This window comes from Streptomyces sp. NPDC044044, assembly GCF_056434405.1.
In genome coordinates this window covers 963,465-989,262 of the sequence record NZ_JBWKFG010000001.1, presented here as the reverse complement: position 1 = coordinate 989,262, position 25,798 = coordinate 963,465, and the positions used below count along the sequence as shown (strand labels likewise).

28 protein-coding genes, 2 pseudogenes and 1 riboswitch are annotated in these 25,798 nt (G+C 68.8%); of the genes and pseudogenes, 14 read left to right on the top strand and 16 right to left on the bottom strand.

Annotated features, from left to right (window positions below; genetic code table 11):
• Window positions 1-32 precede the first annotated feature (32 nt).
• The gene (locus tag AC07AG_RS04785) at window positions 33-302 is read left to right on the top strand and encodes a hypothetical protein (protein WP_478751821.1); all 270 of its coding nucleotides are present in this window, start codon (window positions 33-35) and stop codon (window positions 300-302) included.
• Between the two features lie 290 nt (window positions 303-592).
• Window positions 593-1,330, top strand: a complete 738-nt coding sequence (locus tag AC07AG_RS04780; RefSeq protein ID WP_478751819.1) for a D-Ala-D-Ala carboxypeptidase family metallohydrolase — start codon at window positions 593-595, stop codon at window positions 1,328-1,330.
• Window positions 1,331-1,511: 181 nt separating this feature from the next.
• Here AC07AG_RS04780 and AC07AG_RS04775 read toward each other — a convergent pair whose 3' ends face one another.
• Complete coding sequence (locus AC07AG_RS04775) at window positions 1,512-3,224, bottom strand: oxidoreductase (RefSeq protein ID WP_478752237.1); 1,713 nt, start codon at window positions 3,222-3,224, stop codon at window positions 1,512-1,514.
• A gap of 377 nt (window positions 3,225-3,601) precedes the next feature.
• On the opposite strand from AC07AG_RS04775, the gene AC07AG_RS04770 reads away from it, so the two are divergent.
• Both AC07AG_RS04770 and AC07AG_RS04765 read left to right on the top strand, forming a co-directional pair.
• Window positions 3,602-4,114, top strand: coding sequence for a GNAT family N-acetyltransferase (locus tag AC07AG_RS04770; RefSeq protein WP_478751817.1), 513 nt, complete (start codon window positions 3,602-3,604; stop codon window positions 4,112-4,114).
• 133 nt (window positions 4,115-4,247) lie between these two features.
• Window positions 4,248-4,770, top strand: a pseudogene (locus tag AC07AG_RS04765) (IS630 family transposase); the annotation flags it as partial.
• A 7-nt stretch (window positions 4,771-4,777) separates the two neighbouring features.
• On the opposite strand, the gene AC07AG_RS04760 reads toward AC07AG_RS04765, so the two are convergent.
• The gene (locus tag AC07AG_RS04760) at window positions 4,778-5,224 is read right to left on the bottom strand and encodes a MerR family transcriptional regulator (protein ID WP_478751815.1); all 447 of its coding nucleotides are present in this window, start codon (window positions 5,222-5,224) and stop codon (window positions 4,778-4,780) included.
• A gap of 59 nt (window positions 5,225-5,283) precedes the next feature.
• Here AC07AG_RS04760 and AC07AG_RS04755 point away from each other — a divergent pair, with 59 nt between their 5' ends.
• Entirely contained in the window at window positions 5,284-6,192 is a 909-nt protein-coding gene (locus tag AC07AG_RS04755; protein WP_478751813.1) for an NAD(P)-dependent oxidoreductase, read from the top strand.
• A gap of 219 nt (window positions 6,193-6,411) precedes the next feature.
• The gene (locus AC07AG_RS04750; protein ID WP_478751812.1) at window positions 6,412-6,912 is read left to right on the top strand and encodes a hypothetical protein; all 501 of its coding nucleotides are present in this window, start codon (window positions 6,412-6,414) and stop codon (window positions 6,910-6,912) included.
• Between the two features lie 130 nt (window positions 6,913-7,042).
• Here the strand turns inward: AC07AG_RS04750 and AC07AG_RS04745 are convergent, their stop codons facing one another.
• The 12 genes from AC07AG_RS04745 to AC07AG_RS04690 all read right to left on the bottom strand — a co-directional run bounded on the left by AC07AG_RS04745 (window position 7,043) and on the right by AC07AG_RS04690 (window position 15,411).
• Window positions 7,043-7,525, bottom strand: coding sequence for an Asp23/Gls24 family envelope stress response protein (locus AC07AG_RS04745; RefSeq protein ID WP_478751810.1), 483 nt, complete (start codon window positions 7,523-7,525; stop codon window positions 7,043-7,045).
• 208 nt (window positions 7,526-7,733) lie between these two features.
• Entirely contained in the window at window positions 7,734-8,015 is a 282-nt protein-coding gene (locus tag AC07AG_RS04740; protein ID WP_478751808.1) for a gas vesicle protein K, read from the bottom strand.
• Window positions 8,012-8,248 carry a gas vesicle protein gene (locus AC07AG_RS04735; protein WP_478751806.1) on the bottom strand — a complete coding sequence of 79 codons (237 nt, stop codon included), beginning with the start codon at window positions 8,246-8,248 and terminating at the stop codon, window positions 8,012-8,014. Before AC07AG_RS04735 ends, AC07AG_RS04740 begins: the two co-directional genes overlap by 4 nt.
• Complete coding sequence (locus AC07AG_RS04730; RefSeq protein ID WP_478751804.1) at window positions 8,245-9,156, bottom strand: GvpL/GvpF family gas vesicle protein; 912 nt, start codon at window positions 9,154-9,156, stop codon at window positions 8,245-8,247. Before AC07AG_RS04730 ends, AC07AG_RS04735 begins: the two co-directional genes overlap by 4 nt.
• Window positions 9,156-9,539: a gas vesicle protein gene (locus AC07AG_RS04725; RefSeq protein ID WP_478751802.1), complete on the bottom strand. Its 384-nt coding sequence runs from the start codon at window positions 9,537-9,539 to the stop codon at window positions 9,156-9,158. The genes AC07AG_RS04730 and AC07AG_RS04725 overlap by 1 nt, the downstream gene beginning before the upstream one ends.
• 9 nt (window positions 9,540-9,548) lie before the next feature.
• Window positions 9,549-10,595, bottom strand: a complete 1,047-nt coding sequence (locus tag AC07AG_RS04720) for an SRPBCC family protein (RefSeq protein WP_478751800.1) — start codon at window positions 10,593-10,595, stop codon at window positions 9,549-9,551.
• 6 nt (window positions 10,596-10,601) lie between these two features.
• Window positions 10,602-11,996 carry a hypothetical protein gene (locus AC07AG_RS04715; protein ID WP_478751799.1) on the bottom strand — a complete coding sequence of 465 codons (1,395 nt, stop codon included), beginning with the start codon at window positions 11,994-11,996 and terminating at the stop codon, window positions 10,602-10,604.
• 45 nt (window positions 11,997-12,041) lie between these two features.
• On the bottom strand, window positions 12,042-12,284 hold the full coding sequence (locus AC07AG_RS04710; RefSeq protein WP_478751797.1) for a gas vesicle protein GvpG: 243 nt from the start codon (window positions 12,282-12,284) through the stop codon (window positions 12,042-12,044).
• Window position 12,285: 1 nt separating this feature from the next.
• A complete protein-coding gene (locus tag AC07AG_RS04705; RefSeq protein WP_478751795.1) occupies window positions 12,286-13,041 on the bottom strand; it encodes a GvpL/GvpF family gas vesicle protein in 756 nt (251 codons plus the stop codon).
• A gap of 2 nt (window positions 13,042-13,043) precedes the next feature.
• Window positions 13,044-13,562, bottom strand: a complete 519-nt coding sequence (gvpJ, locus tag AC07AG_RS04700; RefSeq protein ID WP_478751793.1) for a gas vesicle protein GvpJ — start codon at window positions 13,560-13,562, stop codon at window positions 13,044-13,046.
• Window positions 13,563-13,604: 42 nt separating this feature from the next.
• Window positions 13,605-13,922 (bottom strand): gas vesicle protein GvpO, encoded by a 318-nt coding sequence (locus AC07AG_RS04695; protein WP_478751791.1) that lies wholly within the window; start codon window positions 13,920-13,922, stop codon window positions 13,605-13,607.
• Between the two features lie 673 nt (window positions 13,923-14,595).
• Window positions 14,596-15,411 carry a dienelactone hydrolase family protein gene (locus tag AC07AG_RS04690; RefSeq protein ID WP_478751790.1) on the bottom strand — a complete coding sequence of 272 codons (816 nt, stop codon included), beginning with the start codon at window positions 15,409-15,411 and terminating at the stop codon, window positions 14,596-14,598.
• 26 nt (window positions 15,412-15,437) lie between these two features.
• Here AC07AG_RS04690 and AC07AG_RS04685 point away from each other — a divergent pair, with 26 nt between their 5' ends.
• The 6 genes from AC07AG_RS04685 (at window position 15,438) to AC07AG_RS04660 (ending at window position 21,466) form a co-directional block, all read left to right on the top strand.
• Window positions 15,438-16,529 carry a GlxA family transcriptional regulator gene (locus AC07AG_RS04685; protein ID WP_478751788.1) on the top strand — a complete coding sequence of 364 codons (1,092 nt, stop codon included), beginning with the start codon at window positions 15,438-15,440 and terminating at the stop codon, window positions 16,527-16,529.
• 164 nt (window positions 16,530-16,693) lie between these two features.
• Window positions 16,694-16,819: riboswitch (TPP riboswitch) on the top strand.
• A 47-nt stretch (window positions 16,820-16,866) separates the two neighbouring features.
• Window positions 16,867-17,643, top strand: a complete 777-nt coding sequence (gene thiM, locus AC07AG_RS04680) for a hydroxyethylthiazole kinase (RefSeq protein ID WP_478751786.1) — start codon at window positions 16,867-16,869, stop codon at window positions 17,641-17,643.
• A gap of 259 nt (window positions 17,644-17,902) precedes the next feature.
• Window positions 17,903-18,541 (top strand): thiamine phosphate synthase, encoded by a 639-nt coding sequence (gene thiE, locus AC07AG_RS04675; protein WP_478751784.1) that lies wholly within the window; start codon window positions 17,903-17,905, stop codon window positions 18,539-18,541.
• A complete protein-coding gene (thiD, locus tag AC07AG_RS04670) occupies window positions 18,538-19,371 on the top strand; it encodes a bifunctional hydroxymethylpyrimidine kinase/phosphomethylpyrimidine kinase (protein WP_478751782.1) in 834 nt (277 codons plus the stop codon). The genes thiE and thiD overlap by 4 nt, the downstream gene beginning before the upstream one ends.
• 5 nt (window positions 19,372-19,376) lie before the next feature.
• Complete coding sequence (tenA, locus tag AC07AG_RS04665; RefSeq protein ID WP_478751780.1) at window positions 19,377-20,066, top strand: thiaminase II; 690 nt, start codon at window positions 19,377-19,379, stop codon at window positions 20,064-20,066.
• Entirely contained in the window at window positions 20,063-21,466 is a 1,404-nt protein-coding gene (locus AC07AG_RS04660; protein WP_478751778.1) for a purine-cytosine permease family protein, read from the top strand. Before tenA ends, AC07AG_RS04660 begins: the two co-directional genes overlap by 4 nt.
• Before the next feature lie 257 nt (window positions 21,467-21,723).
• On the opposite strand, the gene AC07AG_RS04655 is transcribed toward AC07AG_RS04660, so the two are convergent.
• Window positions 21,724-22,677: a threonine/serine dehydratase gene (locus AC07AG_RS04655; protein ID WP_478751776.1), complete on the bottom strand. Its 954-nt coding sequence runs from the start codon at window positions 22,675-22,677 to the stop codon at window positions 21,724-21,726.
• 237 nt (window positions 22,678-22,914) lie between these two features.
• On the opposite strand from AC07AG_RS04655, the pseudogene AC07AG_RS04650 reads away from it, so the two are divergent.
• A pseudogene (locus AC07AG_RS04650) lies at window positions 22,915-23,256 on the top strand (phosphoribosyltransferase); the annotation flags it as partial.
• A gap of 39 nt (window positions 23,257-23,295) precedes the next feature.
• On the opposite strand, the gene AC07AG_RS04645 reads toward AC07AG_RS04650, so the two are convergent.
• Window positions 23,296-23,739: an SH3 domain-containing protein gene (locus AC07AG_RS04645; RefSeq protein WP_478751775.1), complete on the bottom strand. Its 444-nt coding sequence runs from the start codon at window positions 23,737-23,739 to the stop codon at window positions 23,296-23,298.
• Window positions 23,740-24,188: 449 nt separating this feature from the next.
• On the opposite strand from AC07AG_RS04645, the gene AC07AG_RS04640 reads away from it, so the two are divergent.
• Window positions 24,189-25,667 carry an MFS transporter gene (locus AC07AG_RS04640; protein WP_478751773.1) on the top strand — a complete coding sequence of 493 codons (1,479 nt, stop codon included), beginning with the start codon at window positions 24,189-24,191 and terminating at the stop codon, window positions 25,665-25,667.
• Window positions 25,668-25,798 lie beyond the last annotated feature (131 nt).

Sequence of the window (25,798 nt, the reverse complement as noted above, 5' to 3'; positions counted from 1 at the left end):
CCTGCGCTGACTCCTCCCTACGATCAGCTGCTGTGGCACACACCTTCGAAGAGCTCGTCGAGATGCAGCGCGCAGCCGACGCGGCATACGCCCAGGCCGAGCGCCTACGGGACCAGTACGGCCCGCCGACCGCCCGCCCGTGGTCCGCACAGCAGTCACAGACCTACGAGACGGCATGGCGGGCGGCGCGTGACCTGGCCCGGGACGCCCAGAACGCGGCCACCACCTACGCCAAGGCGAAAGGCGAGGCCCGCCAGGACACCGAAACCCGGATGAAGAAGGCGGCCGGGCATCTTGAGTAGACCTGTGTGCCCCGCTACCGGACCGACTCCGCACGAAGGGCGGCGCGCGGAGTGGGTGTAGCGGGGCTGGCTGCTACGCCCCTGAGCGTCCCGTCGGCCACACCGGCGAAGTGAACTGGATGCGACCGAGCCACCTCTCCCCCGCCCGAGGCTGACAGAGGCCATCGGCACCGCCATTGGGCCGACAAATGACGGACGTTCACGCCCCGTTGACGTGTGCCGTCCAGCCCGCCAGGCTCGGAATGCACGTGCGCATCCCCCATCCCCCCCGCCCCTCATGGAGTGCTCTGATGCCCAGACGCACCGCACGACTTGTCCTATCGCTTGTCATGCTCATTGCTGCCACGCTGGGCAGTGTCGTCGCCTCCGCCGGAACCGCTCAGGCAGACGGCTGCTACACGTGGTCGCGCACCTTGTCCCAAGGCGCCTCCGGTGCCGACGTGACACAGCTGCAGATCCGGGTAGCGGGGCATGCCGGCAACGGCGCCGTGCTCGCGATCGACGGCGCCTACGGACCGGCGACGACTGCCGCCGTCAAACGGTTCCAGACGGCTTACGGACTGGCCGCCGACGGCGTTGCCGGTTCAGCGACATTCAGCAAGATCTACGCCCTCCAGGACAACGACTGCACTCCGATCCACTTCACCTACGCCGAACTCAACACATGCAACTCCACCTGGGCGGGCGGCGCAGTGAGCGCAAGCACCGCGAAGGCGAACGCATTGCGCACCATGTGGAAACTCGAGGCATTGCGACACGCACTCGGCGACCAGCCCATCCGCGTGACCAGCGGCTTCCGCTCGCATGCCTGCAACGACGCGGTCGGCGGAGCAGCCGGCAGCCGCCACCTGTACGGCGATGCGGCCGACCTCGGCGCGGGCCCGCACTCGCTGTGCCGCCTCGCCCAGCAGGCCCGCAATCACAGCTTCAACGGAATCCTCGGCCCTGGATACCCCGGCCACAGCGATCACACCCACCTCGATCACCGGGCAAGCCGCTTCTGGTCGGCATCGGCCTGCGGCATCTGAACGCGCCCGGCGGGGCATCCCCGACCTGCCCAGAGGGCGCTCTTCTCGAGTCACCTCTGGGCAGAATCGGGCCAGTTCCCTGATATAGCCGAACATCCGGCGGCCTGAGTGGCGAAGGCGCGCTGAGGCATGTCCAACGCTGGAACTGCAGTCTCCACCCAGGTGCGAAGGGCCGAGGCGGTCAGGACGGTGATGGCGCCCCGTCTTCGCTTCCAGGGAGAGCAGGAGGGGCGACGGGGCCACTGCCGGGGGTGCTGCCAGGGTCATCTGGGGACAGCTCCGCCGGGGGAAGGCCGGCGCGGGCGCGGATCATGTCGGCGTCGGCCCTTCTCATCTCGGCCTGTGCGCGGATGAGGTCGGCATCCACCTGTCCGCGGACCTGGACGATGTCGGAGGCGTTCTGCCCCCGGGCTCTGACGAACTTGGCGAGTCCGTTGAGGACGCCGCCGATGAGCACTCCGGAGGCTGTGAGAAGGCTGACGACGGCGACTACCGCCGGAGGCGCGTCGGCTGGCCCCAGTGAACTGTGTCTGGTGTCCGATAGGACCGCCCGCGTGCTGAGCCAGGCCGTCGTCAGCAACGCGATCACAACGATGGCCCACAGAATCACCGCGCTGCCTGGAACGGCCCGCAACGCCTGCCATGCTCGCTGCGGCCACGGCAACGTGGCTCGCCAGCGCCGCTGTTGAGCACGGCGGACCTGACGGGCGTCGGCGTCCTCGCCGGCGTTGCGCAGGACGGTGGCCAGCTGCTCGTACGGCTCGGGGTTGTACTCGGGGGTCGCGGCCGCCAGCCAGCTCAGCCGCCGGGACAGCGGGAAACTGCCCAGCGGGACGAGGTTCTCGTAGCTGAAGCCGCTCATCTGGAGGCCGCCGGGGCCCGGCCAACTGGTCGCCTTATCAGTGAGGTTGACGACCTTGGCGCCGGACAGAACGACCCTGCCGCGCTCGGGGGCCTCCCCCAGGAAACGGAGCTCGGGCGTTTGGAGGCGGCGCAGTGACACCTCCTGGTTCACCTCCAGGACGAAACGCGCCCGGTCCAGGTCGACACCGTCCCCGAAGACGCCGTCGTCGAGCCGTATGCCGCCCTGGCACTCGAAGGGCTGGACGCGGGTGCCGCGTGGGGAAGTCGTGCCGCTGGTCGTCAAGGGATCGCCGAGCGCGGCCGGCGTCATGCAGAGCGTGCGTGCCACGGTCATCTGCGGGGCGTTGAGCGCCCACTGGCCGTACGGATTGGCGAGCTTGCTCCCGCGCAGGCTGAAGGAGACACCGACCAACGCGCCACGCAGACTCAACTGCCCGTGCGACTCCAGCAACTCGGCCTGCAGATCCTGCCCCACCGAGAGACCGTCACCCATGATCGAGTTGCCGCGCCGGTCGCGGAACACCACGGACTGGTCGAACAGCAGGTCCCCGCCGATGCTGGCGTAGGTCAGGCAGACACCTCGCTGGAAGCGGCTGCGGGACAGGGCGAGGTCGCCCTCGGTGGAGAGGCGGTCCCCTGCCAGGCGCGGCACCGAGCAGTCCATGAGCCGCAGCGTGGTGAAGCGTGCCCTCGCGACCAACACCTCTGCCTCGAAGCGGCACTGCTTCATCTCGACGTACGGGACGACGGTGCCGCCCGCGACGTCGAGAACACCGGTGATCCGCACGCCCCTGAGCCTGAAGGAGGAGACCCTGCCCTCCACAGCGTGCGGCCGGTGGAGCAGCAGCCACGCCACGACCCCTGCACGCACGCTGCGCTCGGGGCCCCAAGGATGCTCGCCGTGCGGATCGTCGACGTCCCTCTCGCCCGTGCACAGGTCGTAGACGCTCCCCCTGCGAAACGCCTGCCACATCCCTGCCTCGGCCTCGGTCAGCCAAGCCGGTGGACCGCTGTCGCCTGCCGTGGCCATGTCCATCGTCGCGTACTTCTCCCATACTTGCCGACGTCAGTGTGTGCGCCCCATACCCATTACCGCGGGCTCGTATCAGAATGTAGTGGCAGGCTGATCAACCAACGCTCCCCCACGGGAACGGATTTGGCGGTCACCGACCTTCGGCCGGGCTCCTTGGAACAGCCTTGAGGGCTGACTGGTCTGTCTTCGTGCAGACCGTGTTGGTGTCCACTGACAGGTCGTCCGGCCGGTCGGTGACGGTCAGCTGACGGCGGAGATGACAGCGGCGTATCTTTGGCCGATCATCGAGCACCCCCCGTAGGACTCTCGCGCCATCAACCGACGACCGCAGCTGACAAGACAGCAGGACACCGATGAGCTCCACTTTGATTCGCTTGATCGAGCCGTCCGACGGCCCCGCACTGGCCGCCCTGCTCTCCCGGGACAAGCAGGCGTATGCACGCTGGCTGCCCGAGAGGCCCGCAGAGTTCTACACGCCCGACGGGCAAGCCGCGGTCATCGAATCCCTTCTTGTTTCTCATGACAACGGGCTCGCGTGGCCCGGCGTCCTGGTCTCCGACGAGACCGTCATCGGGCAAGTCAGCATCAGCTCGATCCTGCGCGGCCCGTTCCAGAAGGGATTCCTCGGCTACTGGACCTCTTCTCTCCACCAGGGACTCGGGCACACGAGCCGTGCAGTCGGCCTCGCGGTGCGGATCGCCGAGGACGAGCTGAACCTGCATCGACTCGAAGCACACACCCAGTTGGAGAACCTCGCGTCCCAGGCAGTCCTCCGCAAGCACGGATTCAGGTCCTGGGGCATCGCCCACGACCACTTCTACGCTGACGGCGCTTGGCACGATGAAGTGTTCTGGGAAAAGAAACTGACCGGCAGAACCGCCTCCTAGTGCCGTATCAGGCCACGTTCGCCCCGTTGTGGAGTGACGCGTCATCCAGGTCCTGGTCCTGGGCCTGGGCGCCCCACGGCCGTCAGGATGTGCGGGTGGCAGATCGAGTACACGTGCGTGAGATCGATGACGGTTCAACACCGACGGTTTCAACTCGCTGCATCCCAAGTACAAGGGCGGCCGGGCGAAGACCTTCACCCTGCCCGAGCGCCGCGAGATCAGTCTCTACGCGTCTCCGACGGCGAGGTCACACCTGAGGAGAGCGAGCCCGAAGTCGTCGTCTGCATGGACGAGTTCGGACCGCTCAACCTGATGCCTCACCCGGGTCGGCAGTGGGCCGAACGAGGCGGCAAGCACAAGGACCCCGACTTGCGGACCGCGCCGCAGGCGCCGGGCCACTTACAACCGCTACGGCGGAGTACGGCACCGGGGCAACCGCGAACAACGTCGAGATCGCCCACACCGCGACCCACAGCTCCTGGCTCAACCGCATCGAAGCCCAGTCCACCCCGCTGCGCTACTTCACCCTCGACGGCACCGACCACGCCGACCACAAGGAACAGGGCAGCATGATCCGCCGCTACATCATCTGGCGAAACCGCCACGCCGACGACCGACGCCTCCGCGCCGTCGTGAACAGGGTCAACGCCGCCTGATCCGGCGCTAGTCAGACCTGATGCCGAGCGGTACCGCAGTGGCGTCGCCGGGCCGCTCTGCGGCACCGGCCGCGTAGCAGGCTTCCGGACTGTCGCCTCCGGTCGGTGCCGTGGCAGCGATGACGGCGTCCAGCGAATCCCGGGCGGCCAGCAGGCCGGCCACGGCCTCGTTGATGCGTTCACGTTCCCGGTTCAGGTCGGGCAGCATGCCAGAACAGGCTGGCGCCAGGGTCTGCCCGTCGTCGACCATGCACGGCATCAGTTCGGCGATCGTGGCGGTGTTGAGTCCGGCGCCGAGCAGCATGCGGATACCCCGCACTGTCGCTATGTCCTCTTCCGTGAACTCGCGATACCCGCTTGGCCGCCGCGATGGCTTGAGCAGCCCCTGCTCCTCGTAATAGCGCAGCAGGCGCTGGCTGACCCCGGTCCGCCGAGAGAACTCCCCCATACGCATGTGACGACCACCACGTTCAGTTGACTCTCACACCGATGTGAGACAGGAGTCTATGCCGCATGACGAACCAGCGATCAGCAAGCCCGCAGCACGGACCCGTTACCGTCATCGGCCTCGGCCCCATGGGCGTCGCCCTCGCCGAGACGCTTCTGGAACACGGCCACCCCACGACCGTCTGGAACCGCACCCCGGAGAAAGCCAACAGCCTCGTCACCACGGGCGTCCACCGCGCGGCGACCGTCGCCGAGGCGGTGTCCGCGAGCCCTGTCACGATCATGTGCCTGAAGGACTACGAGACCATGTACGCGGTCCTCGACTCCGCTGGTGACGCCTTGGCGGGCCGCACATTGGTAAACCTCAACTCCGGTACCCCGAATGAGGCACACGCAGCGGTCAGTTGGGCAACCGAGCGAGGCGCCGCCTATTTGGACGGCGCGATCATGGTGCCGCCGCCGCTCGTCGGGCACCCCGACTCCGTCTTCCTCTATAGCGGTTCACAGGATGTATTCGACGAGCATCAGGCGACGCTGGCGAGCATGGGCGCCCCCCGGTACCTCGGCTCCGACCCCAGCCTGGCGGTGCTGTACAACGCGGCACTGCTCGACATGATGTACGCGACCATGAACGGCTTTCTGCACGCCACCGCGCTGGTCGGGTCAGCGAACGTCTCGGCGGTCACGTTCGCCGATCTCGCACTTAACTGGTTCATGCCCTCGGTGGTGGACTCAACCCTCACCGAGCAGGCTCCCGACCTGGACAAGGGCAACTACCCCGGCGACGTGGGCACCATGGAGATGAACCTCAACGCGCTTGAGCACATCACCCGCACTTGCGTGGAACAAGGCATTCACTCCGACCAGCCGCAGCTGATGAAGGCGATCGCTGAGCAGGCGATCGCCGAGGGCTACAGCGGCAAGAACTACCTGGCCGTGTTCGAAGTCTTCAAGAAGGCGACACAGGCTTCGTGACCTCATACGACGTCGAGGCGCACTACTGACAGGGCGAACGTTGCCTGATGCGGCACTAGCCTCGCCGTTTCGGTTGGGGGTGCGCCGACGAGCACGCTGACCGTAGATGTGTTCTTGGGCCTCGGGACTGAACCGCCTGCGCTCCGCCTCCGTCTCTCCCATCGGGCGACATCTGATCGCCCCATCGGCGTGGAAGCGAGCGGCCCCTACCGGGCCTGGATGGGTATGCAGAAAAAGACTCTGATCATCAGCGCAGCCTGCGTAGTAGGTCTCTGGGCCGTCGGCTCGGCCGTGACGCCCTTGCTGAAGGAACACAACGACGATTTCCCGGACGCGTTCAACGACCATGTGCTCCACGAACGCGTCAAGACGTTCCCCACCGAGCATGAGGCCCGAGAGTCCGCCGACGGTGAACTCATCTTCCGGCTTCCCGAGTGGGTGCCCAAGGGCGCGACGGACATCACGATCAAGGCGCAGACCACCGGCAACGCCAAGCTCATACGCTTCACGCTCGCCGACACCCCGCTGAAGCTGACCGGTGAGAAGGGCTGCTTGGAAGGCGCCTTCTCCGACGGGCCCACGCTAGTAGCGAGCTGGTGGCCACAAGACGTGGGGGCCGATGACGGAAGGCCCGACTGTTCCGGGCAGTACCAGCTACGGGTGGCAGTCAAGGGAGACAAGGTCTACGCCTGGAGCAACGGCGACATGGTCGAGAGATAGAAGGGTCGTCGGCCATGGCCAGGTAGGTCGGCGCAGCCACGCCCTTTGAGCGGGCCGGCGGGGCCCGCCTGTCCGGGGACGACGTCCTCATGGCCGCGGCACCCGAGCCGGAGGCTGGGGGTTCGCCCTCTCACTCGACGCGGCGGGACTTCTCGGGGCCGGTCTTGTCGTCGTCGTCATCGTCGTCGTCATCGGATCCCGGGACGTAGACGTCAAGAACCTTGATGTTGATCTCGACGACTTCCAGTCCGGTCATCGTCTCCACCGCGTCGGTGACATGGACACGGATCTTCTTCGCGGTCTCCGCGATGAGCGTGCCGTATTCCACCACCACATCGACGTCGATGGCGGCCTGCTTCTCACCCACCTCGACCTTCACCCCACGACCGGCGTCGTTGGAGCGGGACACCTTGCCCTTCACCGCTCCCACCGCCCGAGTGGCTCCCCCGCCCAGGGAGTGAATGCCGTCGATCTCGCGTATCGCTATCCCCGCGATCGTCGAGACGACGGAGTCGGCGATGACCGTGGTCCCCTTTGTTTCGCCCGTTTTCCTTTCGCCTGATGAGCCGGCCGAGCGGAGCGCCGTTGTGCCTTCAGTACCAATCGTCGCCATGAGTACCTCGCAGCGAGTGTTCCGTGCAGGGGCGAACCGGGTCAGCGAATTGTTCCGCCGCCCTGTGCCCCCTTTCCACACTGCTCCGTGATCCGCGCCTACGCCATTCGAGGCTGTCCCCCGGCAGCAGGGGGCCCACTGGGCGAGGCCAGGATTGAGGCCTTCCGGGCGGCCGAGACCGGAGGCCGGTGGCCGCCCGGCAGGTGGGTCAGTCGTACGGCAGCAGCGACCCGAGTGGGCCCAGGTCGAGGTTCAGATCCTCGCGGCGCAGGCCATGGCGCTCGCAGAGGTCCGTCATCCGTTCGTCGAGAAGCATGAGCGCGGTACCGACCCGCTCCTCCTGTTCCTCGGTGAGCTCGCCGGCGTCGAACCGGCGCACCGCTTGACGCTCCATCAGCTGGCGGAGCAGCTCGACGACCGTCAGGACCAAAGAGGCCAGGTCGCGGCCCACCTCCTCGGCGTCGAGGTCCACGCGGGCGGTACGACTCACAGCGGGCCCCCGTCCGCCCAGGGCGCGGGAACACGCTCGCTCACCGAGGCCAGCAGGGCATGCAACGAGATCCGTACGAGGGGGACTTCCGCGATGGCGATGACCAGATCCCCGCTGACCACCACCCCGGTGCCCAGAACCCGGTCGAGGAGGTCGACCAGGGGGACACCGATCGGGGCACCACTGTCCGGCCCCTGCCAGGCCACGGGTTGCGAGGCCGTGTGCGGGCTCATGCGCGGCTCCCCGCGGTGTCGTGAGCGCCTTGTCCGCCGGGTTGGCCGGCGAGCGCCGACCCGTCGTCCGGCGCATCGGTCACCTCCGTGAAGGAGGCGGCCTCGACGAACGAGTAGGGCACCCAGGGCCCGGTGACCTCGACCTCGGAGTCCTGGAACTCGGGCGCCGCCCGCAGCCGCTCCAGGAGTTCGAGCAGCTCCGCGCCACGCCCCTCGGGAACCAGGTAGGCGGCGTTCATGAGCTGGACGCGGTCCCGTCCGGTGATCTCCACGCTGTGTGGTCGCCGCCGTACCGTGGCGTCGGCGACCGAGAGGACCGCGCGGTCCAGCAGTTCGGCCGCTTGTACGGCCCGCTCCCTCCGCTGTTCACGATCCTGGCCTCGCTCGCGCAGTCGCGTGAGGTAGGCGCGGCCGCCGGACGGGGGCGCCTCGCCCGCTCCGGACGTGAGGGTCTGCGGGGCCGGGTCCGGGGCCGCGGCGGAGGCGGAGGCAGCGAGCAGGTTGACCTTCACCGCCCACTCCTCGCGGCCCGCGATCCGCGCCAGACTGCGCTCGAGGCGCGGCGTGTTCGCCAGCAGAGCCGACCGGGCACGCTCCTGCGAGTGGTAGAGCGTCGCCAGCGGAAGCGGGACCGCCCCACCCCGAGCGGCGAACGCCGTGACCACGGCATGGTGGGCGCGCACGCAGCGCTCGAGGGTCTCCGGCTCGGACAGCCTTCCGTGCAGCGACTCCTCCGAGTACGCGGCGGCCGGGACGTCCTGGACCACCGCCCACAACGCGCCCACGGGAACGAGTCGCAGCGGGCCGCCGCCCTCGTGACCTGACAGCTCCGGCGGCAGGTCGGGGCTGCGGCCTCGGCGGACGGCGAACACGCACACGGCGTGAGGAGTGGTCGGGATGTCGGCCATCAGCGGGGCGTCTCCTTCGTCCGGTCATGTCGCCGTAGCTCGCTGAGTCGACGGTCCGCGTCGTCGTCGGCAGGCTCCAGTTCGTCCAGCCGTTCACGCAGGCGGCGGTTCTCCTCGCGGAGGTCGTCGCGAGCGGCGCGCGAGGAGAGGGCGGGGTCCGTCTCCCACCAGTCGATGCCTGCCTTGCGCGCGGTGTCGACGGAGGCGATGAACAGGCGTACACGGATCGTGAGCAGTTCGATGTCCAGCAGGTCGATCTTGATGTCACCGGCGATGACGATGCCTTTGTCCAGGACGCGCTCGAGGATGTCCGCGAGACTGCCGTTGGCAGGGCCTGCGGTGTTCGGTGCCTCCGGGGAGCGCCAGGTGTCGAGATCGCTCATGACAGCCGGTCACCTTCTCCTTCGGGAAGGACGGGCCGGCTCGTCGTCCTCATCCTCGTCCTCGTAGTCCTCGTCAGGCTCGTCCTCGTCGTCCTGGTCCTCGGCCTCCGGGTAGTCGTCGTCCTCGGTCTCGCCGCCTTCTCCGTCCTCGTCCTGGTCCTCTTCCTCCGAGTCCGCGTACTCCTCCTCGCCCTCGTCCTCGTTGTCGGTCTCGCGGGCCTCGTCGTCCTCCAGGCCCTCCTCGTGGGACCGGACGACCTCTCCGTCACGGATCTCGCCGCGCCAGCCCTCCACCTCCTCGTCCGCGTTCAGCGTCACGTAGCGGGCGAAGTGCTTGAGGTCGAGCCGGAGGCGACGGCCCTGGGCACGCCACAGGTTGCCGGTCTTCTCGAAGAATCCGGCGGGGTAGTACTCGACGATCACGACGATGCGGGTCAGTGTCGGGGCGAGTTGGTGGAAGCTGACGGCGCCCCGGGTACTGCCCTTGCTGCCCTCTGACGACCAGACGATCCGGTCGTCGGGCAGCTGTTCCTGAACCGTGGCCTTCCAGCTGCGGTTGGACGGGCCCACCTTCAGCTTCCAGTCGGAGCTGACCTCGTCCGACGTCGACACGCTTTTGACGCCCTTGGTGAAGCCGCTGAACTCCTCGTACTGCGTCCAGTTGTCGTACGCGGTGCGCAAGGGGACGCCCACGTCGACGGTTTCCACGATGTTGGTGATTTTGGCGTCACCGCCTCCGCCTCCCCCACCCGACGAGAAGAGGTCCTTCGCCTTGCCGACGATGTTGTCCTTGATGTCCTTCGCCTTCTCCGCGAAGGCGGCCTTCGCGGGAGATTCGCCCTTCATCACCCGGGCCCCGATGCGTGGCATCGTGCCCCCGTTCTCCGCGGCGCCCTGCAGCTTGTCGGTGAGGCCGCTCAGCGCGTCGCCCGCCCGATCGGTCAGCTGCTCGGCCTGGGCCCCGAGGAAGTCCGTGAGCTCGCTGCGCAGCCGGTCCATGCCGGACTCGCTGCTGCCCTGCTTGCCACTCCTGGCACTGTGTTTCCGTTCGGCCATGGCCGGTCAGCTCCTCTGCCTCGAACGCGGCGTCGACTTCCCGGTCGCCCTCTTGCCGGCACCGGTCCTCTTGGCGGCGGTCTTCTTCGCCTGGGTGGTCTTCTTGCTCTGAGTGGCCTTTTTGCTCTGAGTGGCCTTCTTCGCCGCGGCTTTCTTCGCCGGAGCTGCCTTCTTCGCCGCGGCTTTCTTCGCCGGAGCTGCCTTCTTCGCTGCGGCCTTCTTCGCCGGGGATGCCTTCTTCGCCGTGGCCTTCTTGGCCGCGGACGTCTTCTTCACCGCGGCCTTCTTGGCCGGGGCTGCCTTCTTGCTGGACGCCGACTTCCTGCTCGTCGCCGAACTCTTGCTCGGTGTCGCCTTCTTCGCGGCCGACTTCGCCGTCCTCTTGGCGGGAGCGGCAGAGGCCGCCCTTTTCGCCGTGGTCTTCTTGGCTGCCGTCTTCTTGGCCGCGGTCTTCTTCGCAGGGGCTGTCTTCTTCGCCGTGGTCTTCTTCGCAGAGGCCGTATTCTTCGCCGCGGTCTTCGACGGGCTCGTCTTCTTCGCCGAAGCCGTCTTCTTCACCTGCGAGGAAGACTTCTTCGCAGCATGCTGACCGGAGGCCGTCCTCCCGGACCTCCCGGAGCCCCCTCCTCCGCGAGAACCGCCCGACGATTCCGCATCTGCCGATCGACCGGATGGCGACGAACGGCCGGACGCCTGCCGACCGGACTTACCCGACCTGCCTGTCTTGCCGGACGCCGACTTCTTGGCTGCGGCTCTCTTGGTCGAGCTCCGCTTCGTGGCCGAGCGCGCAGCCGAACGCTCCCGGCCCGTGTCCCGGCGCGACGCCGTCTGACGGTCCGGCTCCCTGCGCGACCGCTCGTTCCGCGCGGGAGCATGGCCGTGCCTGCGCGACGGCCCGCGACGCCTCGGTGATCCCTCGTCCTCGTCCTCCCTGTCCTCTCCGTCCTCTTCGTCCTCCTCAGGTCCGTATTCATCCTCGTCGCCGTCGTCGGAGCGGTCCTCCTGCTCGTACCGGTCCTCCGGCTCCTCGTCGTCCTCGTCGTCCTCGTACGCGTCCTGCTCGTCGTCGTAGGTGTCCTCGTCCCGCCCCGAACGCAGGGTCTGCGTACGCTCGTGCAGCATGTCGGCGAAGGACGCCAGGTGGCGGTCCGCGGCAGCCGACACGGCCGAGCGCCCGGCACCCATCAGCTCACCCCGCACCTGGTCGGTCAGGTCGGCGAACTGGGGCGTCTCACGCAGCCGTTGCACACCCTGATTGAGCAGTTCCTGCGGCGAGAGGCTGAACTTGCGACCGGCGAGGTACGTGCCCACCGCGAAGGCGAGCTTCGCCTTCTTCGTCCGGCCGAGGAGATATCCGCCCGCCACCGCGGCGCCGAGCGCGATTTTGCTTGCTTCGTTCATGAGGAAGTCCCGTATGGGTCGATGACGGACAACGTCGCGGAGACGTCAGGAGGCCGATACGTGAGGTCGCCGCTCGAGCAGGTCGAGCAGCTTCTCCTCCTCACGTTCAAAGTGGTCGAGCTCGATCTCGCCCTGGTCCAGGGCTTCGTTGAGAGCGGCGAGCCGGGCTCTGACCGCGTCCGGTGAATACAGCTCGTCCTCCGCCGCCTCGATCAGCCGGTCCGCCACCCAGCCCACGCCACGGACCGGGGCCAGAGGTAGCAGGAGCAGCCCGCTGATGAGCCCCACGTCAGGCACCCGTGGGTACGGCTTCGGCGGCCACGAAGCTGTAACAGGGCAAAGGGCCGGTGAGAGTCAGCGCGATCCGTCTCTGGTGGCGGGCCGCGAGTGTGTCGACGGCCCGCCTGAACGCGGTCTCAGCCGCGTGCGGCACCAGGAAGGAGGCGTTGAGTGCCCCACCGGTGATGTCCCGCCCCTCACTCACCTCGGCCGCCAGCGGGCGCAGTTGCGCCACCACTTCGGCGGCGGCCTGCTCGGCCCTGCGCTGCAGGCCCGCGGCCACGGCTTCGCCCAGACTCACGTTGGCCTCGTAGCCCGGCCGCCGCCGCGTGCTCTCCCGCAGGGCACGCAGGCTCGCGTCCTCTCGCATGAGGTCGGGCAGGGCCTCGGGGACGGACGCACCCTTGAGGTTCCACTCCGCCTTGCCGGCCAGCCGTTCCAGTGCGGCGAGATGGGCCGTCCTCGCGGAGTCGAGACCGGTCAGAACGGTCTCCGCGTCCGGGGCGATCACACCGAAACGCATGGGCAGAACGGGGCCGTTCGCGGCGAGCGCGCGGAGCACTTCCTGGTGAGCGCTCAGATCCCGGCGCCTGGCTCGCGGTCGGCCGTACACGCGGCTGACGACGGCGGCCAATCCGTCCTGACTCAGCAGGGACACCACGGCGTTCTCGTCCCCGACGGCTCGGCAGCGCTTCGCGTGCGCGGCCGTGTCGGAGGCAGCGATGGCGTACACATACAGGCTGTACGCGTCGGGTGGAGTCGGCACGATCAGTCCTCTTCGTCGTCTTCGTCACGGCGGCGCGAGCGGGCCCGCTGGCTGCCACCGCCGCCGGATCCACCGCGGGAGCGGGCGGACGTACGCGACGGGGCGCGTCGGCGCGGGCGGGACTCCTCGCGCTCGTCGTCCGCGTCGTCATCGTCGTCGTCCGACGCGTCGAGGCCCAGGGTGCCCTTGACCTTGTCTCCCACGGATCGTGCGGCCTTCTTGGCCCCGGCCTTGCCGATCGTCTTGGCGGCTGCCCCGCCACCAAAGAGCTCCGGGACGGTCTTGCTGCGGGAGTCGTTTTCGAGGTCGAGACGGTTGCACGCCTCGGCGAAGCGGAGGTAGGTGTCGACGGACGCGATCACGATGCGGGCGTCGATCTTCAGGATCTCGATGCCGACCAGCGACACGCGAACGAAGACGTCGATCACCATGCCGCGGTCGAGTATGAGCTCCAGTACGTCGTAGAGGGTGCCGGCGCGTGGTGCGCAGGCGACGACGTCCTCGCTGTAGGTGGTGGTCATGGCAGGCCCTGCTCCTTTCGACGGCGCACGAGAGGCTGCGCCTCAGCTGTCCGCCCAGCCGCGTCGGTAGCGGCGGATTCTGCGGTACTGCGTCAGGCGACCGTCCGCGTCCAGATCCACCTCGTAGGTGGCCAGGAGACTGGTGGTGTCGGGGATGCGCGGCACTTCCAGCACATCCACGCACACGCGCCAGCCGTCGCCCTCGGTCGGACAGACGGCGGACACCCCTTCGGCGGGGTGCCCGATGAGGTCGCTCAGCGTCTGGCAGGCGTCGCGGACCAGTTCCCGCATGTCGGCGGCGCCGCGCTCGGCGGACCGGCGAGGGGCGGCCTGGGAACGTCGTGAACGCTGCTCCGTCATGCGACCACTCTTGAACGGCGCGCCCGGGACGGCGCGGGCTGTTAGACCGAACAGGTAGCGGTCGAGTGAACGAAGCGGCGCGCGGCGTTCACACCCGCGGACCGAGAACCGAACAGGTCTGGTGGCGAGGACGGGGCAGGAATCGGCGCGTCGCTGTCCGTCAGCCGGGTGCGGTGCGGTGCGGTCGCCGAGTGGCACCTGCAGTGGCGTTCCGGGGAGCCAGTCTTCTCGGTGTCGCGGTGAGGTTTTCAGCGCTCTCTTCCTCAGGGCGCTGGAGGCCGTCCCCGAACTGCGCGCGTGCTGGCTGATGACCTGGTGGCGTACACCGTGTGCTGGGACGGGGCGCAGGGGTGTCGGTCCACCACTCGGATGTGGACCACCAGGCGGTCTTTCGCGCCGAGCCTGAGCACGCCGTGCAGGGGGCGTTCCTGTCAGGACGCGGCCGCCCGAGCTGCGGCGCAAGGAGCGCGGCCACGACTTCTACCTGGCTGGAGGGTGCCCACTGTCGTCCAGCGCCGCTGCAACCAGGCCCACGCGGTCGTCCTCGTCTACACCGCGCGGGGCAGGCGCTCTGGCCTGCGCAGCACCAAGTCCGCCCATCGAACGTGCACGGTCGAGCACGGCTTCGCCCACCTCAAGAACTGCCGGACCCTCACCAAACCGCGCGAGGGGATCAGTCCAGCCGGGGCCCGAGCCGCTCGGTCAGGAAGGCGATGATCTCGTTCTTGGCCTGCATGGTGGGGTGGCCCTCTTGGTCGACGAGGTGTGCCGTAACAACGCTGTGGGCGCAGCCGACGACCTCACGGAAGAAGGGCGGAGGGTTGGTGTTCGCTGTCTCGGCTTTGAGTACTCGGCCGTCGAATGCGTCCCCGAGCAGCGCTCGGTAGGCGGCGAACCGCTGGCCGGTGCACCAACTGTCGTTGTCGAAGCGGTAGGCGAGAACCTTCAAGCCGTCGCGCGTTACGCGGTCAGCCACCGCGGCGGCGTCTTCCTCGCTGATCTCCAGACCGCCGGGGTCGTCGAGCGGAAGGGACGGATGGTTGACGACGGGTGCGATGACAGCAGGTTCGAGCGCCATGGTCAGAGCGAAGTTTCCGGTGAAACACAGACCGACGGCGCCGACACCGGGTCCGCCGTGCTCTGCGTGCGCCAGGCGGGCGAGGCCACGCAGCCATGTGACGACGGGGCTGGTGCCGCCCCCGGCAAACGCTCGGAACTCGGCGCTGACGCAGGCGCGTCGAACGACGGTCTCGCGTGCCTCGGCGAGCGGATAAGCGCCGTCGACGCCAAAGAGGGAAGGCAGGTACACCGTGAAGCCTGCATCACGCACCCATCGCGCGAACCGGGCGACGTCAGGACTGATACCCGGCATCTCGGGCATGAGGATGACCGCCGGCCCCGACCCCGCCACGTACACGGTCTTGTCGACGTCATCGACGCTGACGTCTCTCCGCAGGAAGTCGTCGAGAGGGTCGCTCTGTTCTCGCACGATTGTCATGATCGAGATGATGGTGAGTGGCCGCCCTCCTGAGAAGCGGCGACATCGCCATGTATCCCGGTAATGTCGCCACTCTTCAAGGCGCGGAGGGGGACCGCATGAGTCCGCTACGAGTTGGTGTGCTGGCCTACCCCGGCTGCTTCGCGTCGGAGGTGTTCGGCGTGCCCGACCTCCTGACGATGGCAAGTCACGTCGCCGCGGCATACGGAGCGCACGAGCCGGCCTACGAGACGTCGGTCATCTCGCCTCGGAGGCAAGTGACCGCGTCCGCAGGCTCAGTCCTCCACGTCTCGGCGATGCGCCCCGTAGACGTCCTGATCGTGCCGGGCTTCGAGTCTTCGCCCACGACCGATCTCGATGCGACCATCGCGAACCTGAGACCGGAAGTCTCAGCGATTCGCTCACAGGCGGAATCGGGAACCGCCGTCGTCTCGATCTGCGTGGGCGCCTTCCTTGTTGCCGAGGCCGGGCTGCTCAGCGGACGCGAAGCGACCACGTCCTGGCTGTTCGCGGACCGCTTCGCCCTCCGCTACGCCGACGTCCGCCTCCGCCCGAAGAGCTTGGTCGTGACCGACCGTGGGGTCACAACCACTGCGGCCTTCAGCGCCATGTACGACTTCGCGCTGCAATTCATCCGCGAGCACGACGGCCCCCGCGTCGCCCGCGGCACCGCGCGTATCGCGCTGGTCGATGACGCACGCTCCACGCAAGCTCCCTACGTCGACTCAGGGCTCATGCCAACTCTGGGCAGGGAGTTCTCGCTCAGCGTCAAGCGGTGGCTCGACCAGAACCTCAATGCTCGCTACGACCTGCCCACGCTGTCCCAAGAGTTCCATGTGAGCACGAGAACCATGCTCCGCCGCTTTGGTCACGAAGCCGGGGAGACACCACTTGCGTACCTGCAGACGGTCCGGGTGCGTCGGGCCAGACACCTACTGGAAACCACCGACAAGACCGTCGCCGGCGTCGCTGCCGAAGTCGGATACCGCGACCCTGGAGCGTTCAGCGGCATTTTTGCCAGGCACACGGGCCAGCGGCCGAGGGAGTACCGCGCCAGATTCCATCGTCAGCACGATCACCCCGGTGCGATCCAACGACCGGAGCGTTGAGACCGGGACACAGGCCTCTCCGATCCTGCGGCCGAAGGGACGGCGGCAGCGCCGGTTCAGGTACCGATGCGGTGCCGTGCGGTGTCGGAGGAGGTCCAGTACCTGGGCGTCTTCCGTGAGGTACCCGAGTGCCAGCTCCCGTTCCCGAAGGAGGTACATTGCGTAGCGACCACCGCGGGAGCTCGGGAGTAGCCGGGCTGAGAGGGCGGACGGGACTTGATCCCCTTTCCGCCGACCGCATGAACCTGGACCGGGTAATGCCGGCGTAGGAAGGGTGTTGACGATGGATACTGCCTCCATATCTGCCCAGCACGGCTCTGCCGTCTCTCGTGATGCCGTGGCGGATGTGATCGCGGCCCTGCGGACCTCCGCACCCCTCGTGCACTGCCTGACCAACGTCGTGGTGTCGCAGCTCACCGCAAACGTGCTGCTCGCCGCTGGGGCTGCCCCCGCGATGGTGCACAGCGCGGAAGAGGCCGGAGCGCTGGCCCGGGTGGCCGGGGGCGTTCTGGTCAACCTGGGAACGGTGACCTCCGTGACGGCGGCGGCGATGCGCGTCGCGGTCACCGAAGCGGCCGGGGCCGGGCGGCCGTGGGTGCTCGACCCGGTGGCGGTCGGCCCGCTGCCCTGGCGCACCGAGCTCGCCCACGAACTGCTGGAGAGCGCGCCCCCGGCGGTCGTGCGCGGCAATCCTTCCGAGATCCTAGCCCTGGACGGCGGCACGGGCGGGCGCGGCGTGGACAGCACGGACGCCCCCGAGGCGGCGCTGGCCGCGGCGGGCGCGCTGGCCAGGCGCTACGGCTGCACGGTCGCGGTGAGCGGTCCGCAGGACGTCCTCACGGACGGGACGCGCGTGGTGCGCCTGGCCAACGGGCACCCGCTGCTGGCTCTGGTGACGGGGACAGGCTGCTCACTCGGCGCCCTGGTGGCCGCCTGCACGGCCGTCACCGGTGACGCGCTGCTGGCCGCCACTGCCGCGACCGGTCTGCTCACCGTGGCCGCGGAGGACGCCGCCACGCGCTCCGCGGGGCCCGGCTCGTTCGCGGTCGCACTCATCGACGCGCTGCACGAGCTCAGGCCGGAGCGGCTCGCCGAGGGGCTCAAGCTGCTTTGAGGGGGCGGGTGTTGAGGGGAGTTGCCGGGCTCGACGCCGGCCGCTGAACAACCCCCTCCCGCCCGGGGGGCGACCCCAACACCAAGTCTGCCATTCCCCGCAGACACACCCCCTCCCCCTGTGGACAACCCAAGGTTCCTGCACGTCAGGCCCCTCCCTCCCCATACCCCCTTCCCTCGTCCCTCCTCCCCCTCCCCCCTGTACCTCCGATGCGTTTCCCACGTCCTTCCCCGGCCGGGAGACCGCCAAGGAGCAACCCATGCGACCTCCGCTCGACTTGTCCCTCTACCTCGTCACCGACACCCGCCTCTGCGGCGAGCGCGGCGTCGCGGCCACCGTTGCAGCCGCCGTCAACGGCGGCGTCACCGCCGTCCAGCTGCGTGATCCGGACGCGGACGCCCGCACGCTGTTCTCGCTCGGCCGGGCGATTCAGGCCGAACTCGCGGGCACCGGCGTCCCCTTGATCATCAACGACCGCCTGGACGTGGCGGTCTGGTTGGACGCGGACGGCGTCCACCTCGGGCAGCGCGACGTCTCCCCCGAGACCGCCCGGCGCCAGCTCGGTCCCCATGCGTACGTCGGCCTGTCCGTCAGCCGTCCCCAGCAGCTGGCGCACGTGCCGGACGCCGTCGACCACCTCGGTGTCGGTCCGGTGTTCCCGCAGTCCACCAAGCCGGACGCGGACGCCCCGCTCGGTCTGGGCGGCCTGGCCCGGATCGTCCGGGAGAGCCCGCTGCCCTGCGTGGCCATCGGCGGGATCGGCGTGGCCGAGGCCGCCGCGGTCATGGCAAGCGGCGCGGCCGGGATCGCTGTCGTCAGCGCGGTCTGCGGCCAGCCCGACCCCGAGGCCGCAGCCCGTTCCCTCGTCCGCACCCTGCGACAGGAGATCCCCGCGTGACCAGCCCGCCCATCGCCCTCACCATCGCCGCCAGCGACCCCTCCGGCGGCGCCGGGATCCAAGCCGACCTGAAGGCGTTCTCCGCCAACGGCGCCTATGGAACAGCGGTTCTGACCGCCCTGACCGCACAGAACACTCAAGGCGTCACCGGCATCCATGCCGTCCCCCCGGCGTTCGTCACCGAGCAGCTCGACACTCTGTTCGCCGACGTCACGGTGGACGCCGTCAAGATCGGAATGCTGGCCGACGCCGCCATCGCCGCAGCCGTCGCGGACGCCCTGGAGCGGCACCGCCCCCGCAACGTCGTCCTCGACCCCGTCATGGTCTCGACCAGCGGCCACCGCCTGCTCGAGGCCGATGCGGTGGCGGTGCTGCGCGACCGTCTCCTGCCTCTCGCCGACCTCATCACCCCCAACCTCCCCGAGGCCGGCGACCTCCTCGGCACCACCGCCGCAAAGAACCGCGCCGAAGCCATCGAACAGGCCCACGCACTCCTCAAAACCGGTGCCAAGCGTGTCCTCCTCAAGGGCGGCCACCACACACACGACGCGGAATCCGTGGACATCCTCGTCGACTCCACTCACGCCACAGGCGCCTGTGCCGCGGGCGTCACCGAACTGTCCGCACCCCGCGTGAACACGCGCAACACCCATGGCACCGGCTGCACCCTCTCCGCCGCGATCGCCGCCCTGCGCCCGCAGCACGACGACTGGCACACCAGCGTCAGCGCTGCGAAGGCGTACCTGACCGGGGCCCTGCGCGCGGCCGACACCCTGCATATCGGCCGAGGCCACGGACCCGTCCACCACTTCCACCAGTACTGGAGCTGAGCCCCATGACCACGACGTTCTGCGACGAGCTGTGGACGGCCACGAACGAGATACGTGCGGCCATCGACAAGCTGCCGTTCGTCCTCGCCCTCGGCGACGGCACTCTGGACCGGGAGAAGTTCGTCTACTACCTGGCCCAGGACGCCCACTACTTGCGCGGCTACGCCCGTGCGCTGGCCAGCGCCGCCGCGAAGGCGGACCGGCCGCAGGACATCGCGTTCTTCGCGAAGTCCGCCCACGACGCCGTTGTCGTCGAGAGCTCCCTGCACGAGACCAACGTCGTCGACGTCGACGCCTGGACGCCCTCCCCCACCGGCACCGGATACACCTCCTACCTGCTCTCCGTGGCCCACACCCAGGGCTACCCGGAGCTGGCCGCCGCGGTCCTGCCCTGCTTCTGGATCTACGCCGAGGTGGGCCGAGCGCTCCTCGAGCAGGCCGGTGACCTCGCCACCCACCCCTACGGCGACTGGATCGGCACGTACGCAGACGAGGATTTCGAAGCCGCCACCGAACACGCCCGGCAGATCGTCAACCGGCTTGCGGACCAGGCCGACCCGGCCACCCGCGCACGGATGCGTACGGCCTTCACCACCGCGTCCACCTGGGAGTGGATGTTCTGGGACGCGGCCTGGCGCATGGAGTCCTGGCCCGTCGGCGCCGCTCCTGCCCAGGTCTCGGAGCCGGCGAAGTGACGACCACCACCGAACCCACCCCGAGCGCGGCACCGGCCAACGAGGCGCCGCTCACCCTCGACCAGCCCACACCCAAGGTCCTCAGCGGCCTCGACCAAGGCACCTTCTGGGCCAACCTGGGCGTCAGCCTGCTCGGCTTCAGCGGCATGCTGGTCGTCCTCGACCCCCTTGGCACCGGCAGTCCCACCCTGTCGTTCGCCGCCGCCGTCACCGCGTCCGTCGTCGGCACCCTGATCGGCACTGCCGCCCTCGGCCTCGCCGCCATCACCGGCGCCCGCACCGGCGCGCCCTCGATGGTCCTGCTGCGCGGCCTGTTCGGCGCGAAGGCGTCCTACCTGCCCACCGTCCTCAACGTCCTGCAGATGGTCGGCTGGGCCGTCTTCGAGCTGGTGGTCATCTCCACCGGCCTGAAGATCCTGGCCCGCCAGGCCTTCGGCGACCCAGGACCCGGCTGGCTGTACGTGCTCGTCGCGGGCGCGGTGACGACAGCGCTCACCCTGCGCCCGCTCGGCGCCCTGCGCATCATCCGCCGCTACGTCACCATCGCCGTCGTCCTGGCCATCTGCTACCTGGGCTGGGACCTGGCCGGCCGCGGCATTCCGATGGAGGGCGGCTCCTGGAAGGACTTCTGGTTCGCCGCCGACAGCGTGATCGCCGTGTCGATCTCCTGGCTGCCGCTGGTCGCCGACTACTCGCGGCACTCCCGCAGCGAGAAGGAGGCATTCGGCGGCCTGGTCGTCGGCCAGACCCTCGCGGGCGTCGCGGGCTCGGTCCTCGGCGTGGCCGCCCTCGCCATGATCGCGTTCGACACCACCGACCCGTACAAGGTCTTCGACCCCTTCACCGCCACCAGCGTCGGCGTGATCTGCTTCGGCGTCCTGGTCCTGCGCGAGGTCGACCAGTCCTTCGCCAACGTCTACTCCACCGCCGTCTCCGCCCAGAACCTGCTGCCCCGGGCCGACCGCCGCATCCTGTGCCTGATCAGCGGCACGCTGGCCACCGCCCTGGCACTTCTGGTGAACATGGACAGCTACGCCAGCTTCCTCTACCTGATCGGCGCGGTCTTCATCCCGATGTTCGCCGTCCTCGTCGTGGACTTCTTCGTGCTCGGCGGCCACCGCACCTGGGATGTCTCCGAACAGGCCCCCACCCGCTGGGTCATGCTGCTGCCCTGGGCACTCGGCTTCGCCACCTACCAACTGATCGCACCGACGAACATCGCCGGCTGGTCCGACTTCTGGACCTGGCTGCAGGACGCCGTGGGCTTCAGCGTCCAGCCGTGGATGAGTGCCTCCCTGCTCTCCTTCGCGGTAGCTGCCCTCACCACCCTTGCCGTGGGCCACAGGCGCCGGGACGTTCCAGCTTCGCCCGGGGCACCCCGGGTAGCGAACTCCTCGTAGACCCGCTCTGGTGCGAGCTTGCTTGCACGGCCCTCTCGGCAGGGACGACGGTCTATCTCGTGGGCAAGCTCGGCCGCGGTCCGGGAACTCAAGGCGCTGAGAGACCCAGTTGCCTGGACCGGCCGACCTCAGCCAACCCTGAGCAGGCCTTCCCCAAAGCACCGTGCACGCGGCTGCCCGTGCCGTCCCGCTCACCGCATCGCGGACAGCGGGACGGCACGGGCAGCCGCGTACAGATGGATCCGGCCCGGCTCGACTCAGACGATCGCTGCCTCGTACGCGCTCACGTCCTCCACCGAGGCGTTGCCGCCGCAGATGACCATGCCGAGCCTGGTCGCCTCGCCGGTCTTGGCGAGGACGCGGCGGGCGGCCGGGAGGAGGCAGCCCGCTGCCGGCTCCGCCCATACCTTGGCATGCTCGGCCAGCTCGAGTACGCCTGCGTAGGCCTCCGCCTCCGGCACGACCAACACCTCGTCGACCAGGTCACGCACCATGGTGTACGTCAGCGGGGACACAGTGGGCGCACTCAGCGTGCTGATGCGCGAGTCGACCTCCACGTGGACCGGCCCGCCGAAGGCCAGCGCCCGCGACATCGCGTCGGCGCCGGTGGTCTCCACGCCCCACACGCGCACGCCCGGCCGGCGTGCCCGCAGAGCCGCCGCCACCCCGGCGATCAGACCACCGCCGCCGATCGAGACCAGGACGTCCGTCAGTTCACCGGCGTCGGCGGCGAGTTCGAGTCCCACGGTGCCCTGCCCCGCGATGACCACGGGATCGGCAAAGGGGTGCAGCAGCGTCAGCCCCTCCGCCTCCAGCTGGTCCACCATCGCGAAGGCCCCGGCCATGGTCTCGGTCAGTCGGACGTCGGCTCCGGCTGCCCGGGCAGCCTGCACCGAGCGTCCCGGTGCGGTGCGCGGCATCACCACGGTGGCGCGCACGCCCAGCGCGGCCGACATCTCCGCCACGGCGACTCCATGGTTGCCGCCGGACACCGCGACCACGCCGGCCGCGCGCTGTTCACCGGTCATCGCCAGCAACTTGGCGACGGCTCCCCGCGCCTTGAACGACCCCGTGCGTTGCAGCAGCTCGAGCTTGACCGTGACCGGTACCCCGAGCAACGCGCTCAACCCCGGGCTGGACAGGGTGGGAGTGTGCACCACGTGCCCGGCAATCAGCGCCGCCGCGCTCTCCACGTCCTCGATACCAACCATGGCACCCCTCCCGGATGTCCCGCACGCCGTGTCCCGCACGCCGTGTCCCGTCCGCACGATACGCGGAGGATCCGGCCCGGAGGCAGTCGTTTTGATCACGGCTGTCCAACGCAGCGCAGCCCAAGCCGTCCGGCACCGGGCGACAGATCGGTGGGCGATGCGGGGTGGGTGGGCTGGAGATTCATCGTCAAGTAGCCGTACTTCTCCAGCTCCTCAAGCCCGAACCCCCTCGTTGCCATCATCCGCGGCAGCATGGTTCCCGCCACCGTCATCGCCCATCTCTTGCGTATACGCGACGTGCGATCCCTCCAGGTCAGACACACTGTCGGTGAAGCAATCGGCTCACCCAGGAGCGCGAGCCCGTCGATTCATCACCCGCATTCCTTGAGCGATGTCACAGATGGAGACGTGCTGATCGTCGATGACGTGGTCGGGTCAGGAAAGCCCCTGTCGCTCTCTGGCGATCTCCTGAACGGGCTGGGCGCCACCAGGATCCGCACAGCTGTATCCGGCGGTCAACCTGATCAACTGGCGCCGAGAACCCTGCTGGACTACGTCGGATCCCTCCACGAGGGCTGGACCATCCGTCCATGGGAACTCCAGTTGCGCCTCGCCGTGTCAGCGGGTGGGGACCGGGCGCAACGGGTGAGCGTAGGCTCCGCTGACCCATCCTCGCCTCCCCTCCAGCCGGTACCAGGCACGCGTGTTCCCGATTCGCTGGCCGGGCTCGCTGCGGATGACGGCGACGACCGTGCACGGCGGCAGGTAGCCCAGTACACGGCTGCGGGTAGTGGGGTACTCCCGGACACGCAGGTGCACGGGGGCGGTCTGTACCCACCCGGTGTTGGCGTCGGCATCCACCTTGGCCCGCGGGCAAGCCGCTGCCCCGCGGTCGGCAGGATCTACCGCAGCTGCGGGTCCGGCTCCAAGACCGACCAGTGCCACGAGCCAGGTAGTCACAAGGAAAAGAGACAGACTTGATCTCGGCACGTCGTGATTCCTTCGTGTGAAGCGGTTCAGGCCCCCACACTTGCTGAACCGTTTCCCCAGAGCCAGCTGCATCACCCCCCAGGGTGGACTCCTCCCTCGAACCGCTGATCCGCGCGCCCGTCGGCTGACGACCTCGAGTGATCGAACTGACCGGGTTGCATGGTGGGCCAAGACCTGGGGAGCGGGCCACTATCTGGTGTGCGCAGTGGCTCGGGGTGTTGTACCGTCGACCGGTTGCTGTGCCGAGGCTTCGGTGGCAGTGAACGAATCTCCTGTTCCTTCTGTGTCGATCTTGAGGTGACGTCTTATCAACCAGACCATGTAGTCGTCCGCGTTCCCCGCGTGCTGAGTTGTCGCACGTGTCCGGGGCGGACGTCGCGCTGGTCTGAGTTGCGTCACCCTTCCCCGCAGTCTTCTTTCCCGGGTGCAGCTCTGCCGTCTGCCCCGGGTTTCGTGTTTCCGGCCCCGGTGCGGCTGTCGGCAGGGCTCCCCCGATCTCTTTGGATCAGGAGCTTCCCGTCGTGTCTTTCTCCGCGCTCGACAACGAGCGTCAGCACACCACCCAGCCCCCAACCCACCCAGCACCTGGGCTGTCGAAGATGGGCCTGGCTGCCTGGATCGCCCTCCTGGTGCTACTGGGCGCCGAGCTGATGGACATGATCGACCAGTCGGTCGTCCTGACCGCGCTCCCCGCGATCCAGGAGTCCACCGGCGCCGGACCGGACGCGGTGCAGTGGCTGACCACCGGCTATTCCCTGCCCGTCGCCGTCGGGCTGATCACCGGCGGACGCCTCGGCGACCTCTACGGCCGGCGCAGGATCCTCCTCATCGGCACCGTCGTGTTCACCACGGCCTCGCTGCTGTGCGGCCTCGCTGCCGGGCCGGGCGTGCTGATCGGCGCCCGCGGGCTCCAAGGCGTGGGAGTGGCCCTGATGATCCCGCAGATCCTGGCCACCCTCCACGTGACCTTCGAGGGGCAGAACCGCAGCAAAGTGTTCGGTCTGTACGGGGCCGTCATGTCGCTCGCCAATGTCCTGGGCCCGGTGATGGGCGGTGTACTGACCGAGGCGGACCTGTTTGGGCTGTCGTGGCGACCGATCTTCCTGGTCAACGTGCCCGTCGGCCTCGTCGTGATCATCCTGGGACGCAGGTTCATCCCCGAGTCGACCGTGAAGAAGGCCGACCGGCTCGACCTGACCGGCATGCTGCTGTCCGCACTGGCCATCGTCCTGATCGTCTTCCCGCTCACCGAGGGGCACCTCCGTCAATGGCCGCTGTGGTGCTTCGCCCTGCTCGCCGCAGGCCTGCTCACGCTCGGCTTCTTCCTGCGCCACCAGCAGCGCAAGCAAGGCAACGCACCCCTCGTGGCCCTCTCCCTGTTCCGGAGCCGGCAGTTCTCCGGCGGCATGGCCGCGCAGCTGATGCACGGCCTTCTGTGCGGGCTGTTCTTCATGACCTGGACGCTCTACCTCCAGCACGGACTGGGCATGAGCCCCTTCCACGCGGCCCTGGCCTTCGTGCTGCTCTCCCTGGGAGAGCTGGCCGGTGCGACGGTCACTGCGAAGAGCGGCGGGCGCTTCGCCCGCCGGTTGCCGCAGGCCGGAGCACTCATCACGCTCGCCTCGATGGCCGCCTACGGAATCCAGGCCGACGCGGCACGGGCGGACCTCACCCTGGTGGCGATGACCGCTCCGGTGGGACTGATCGGCTTCGGCCTCGGCATGGTCGGCGGCCCGCTCGCCGACATGTCGCTGGCCCGGGTCCCGCACGAGGACGCCGGGTCGGCCTCGGGCCTGTTCAATACCGTCATGCACCTGGGCATCGCCCTCGGCACCGCGCTGACCGCCCTGGTGTACTTCGCCACCACCGGCGGCTCACCCGACGCCGGGCTCAACCGCGACGCGTTCATCACCGTGCTGTGGTGGGTCGGTAGCCTCCTCGCTCTGATGTGGGCTCTGATGTTCTGCCTGCCCAAGCACGCGAACAGCCAGGCCGACTGAGCAACTTCCCACGGCGGCGGCTCCTGCACTCCGGGTGCCGCCGCCCCTCAGCCCTTCGGTTCCAGGCCCGACAATGCCGCCGGATGGGGCCTCCACCAGGACGTCGTGCACCGATCGGTCGGCAAGGCGGG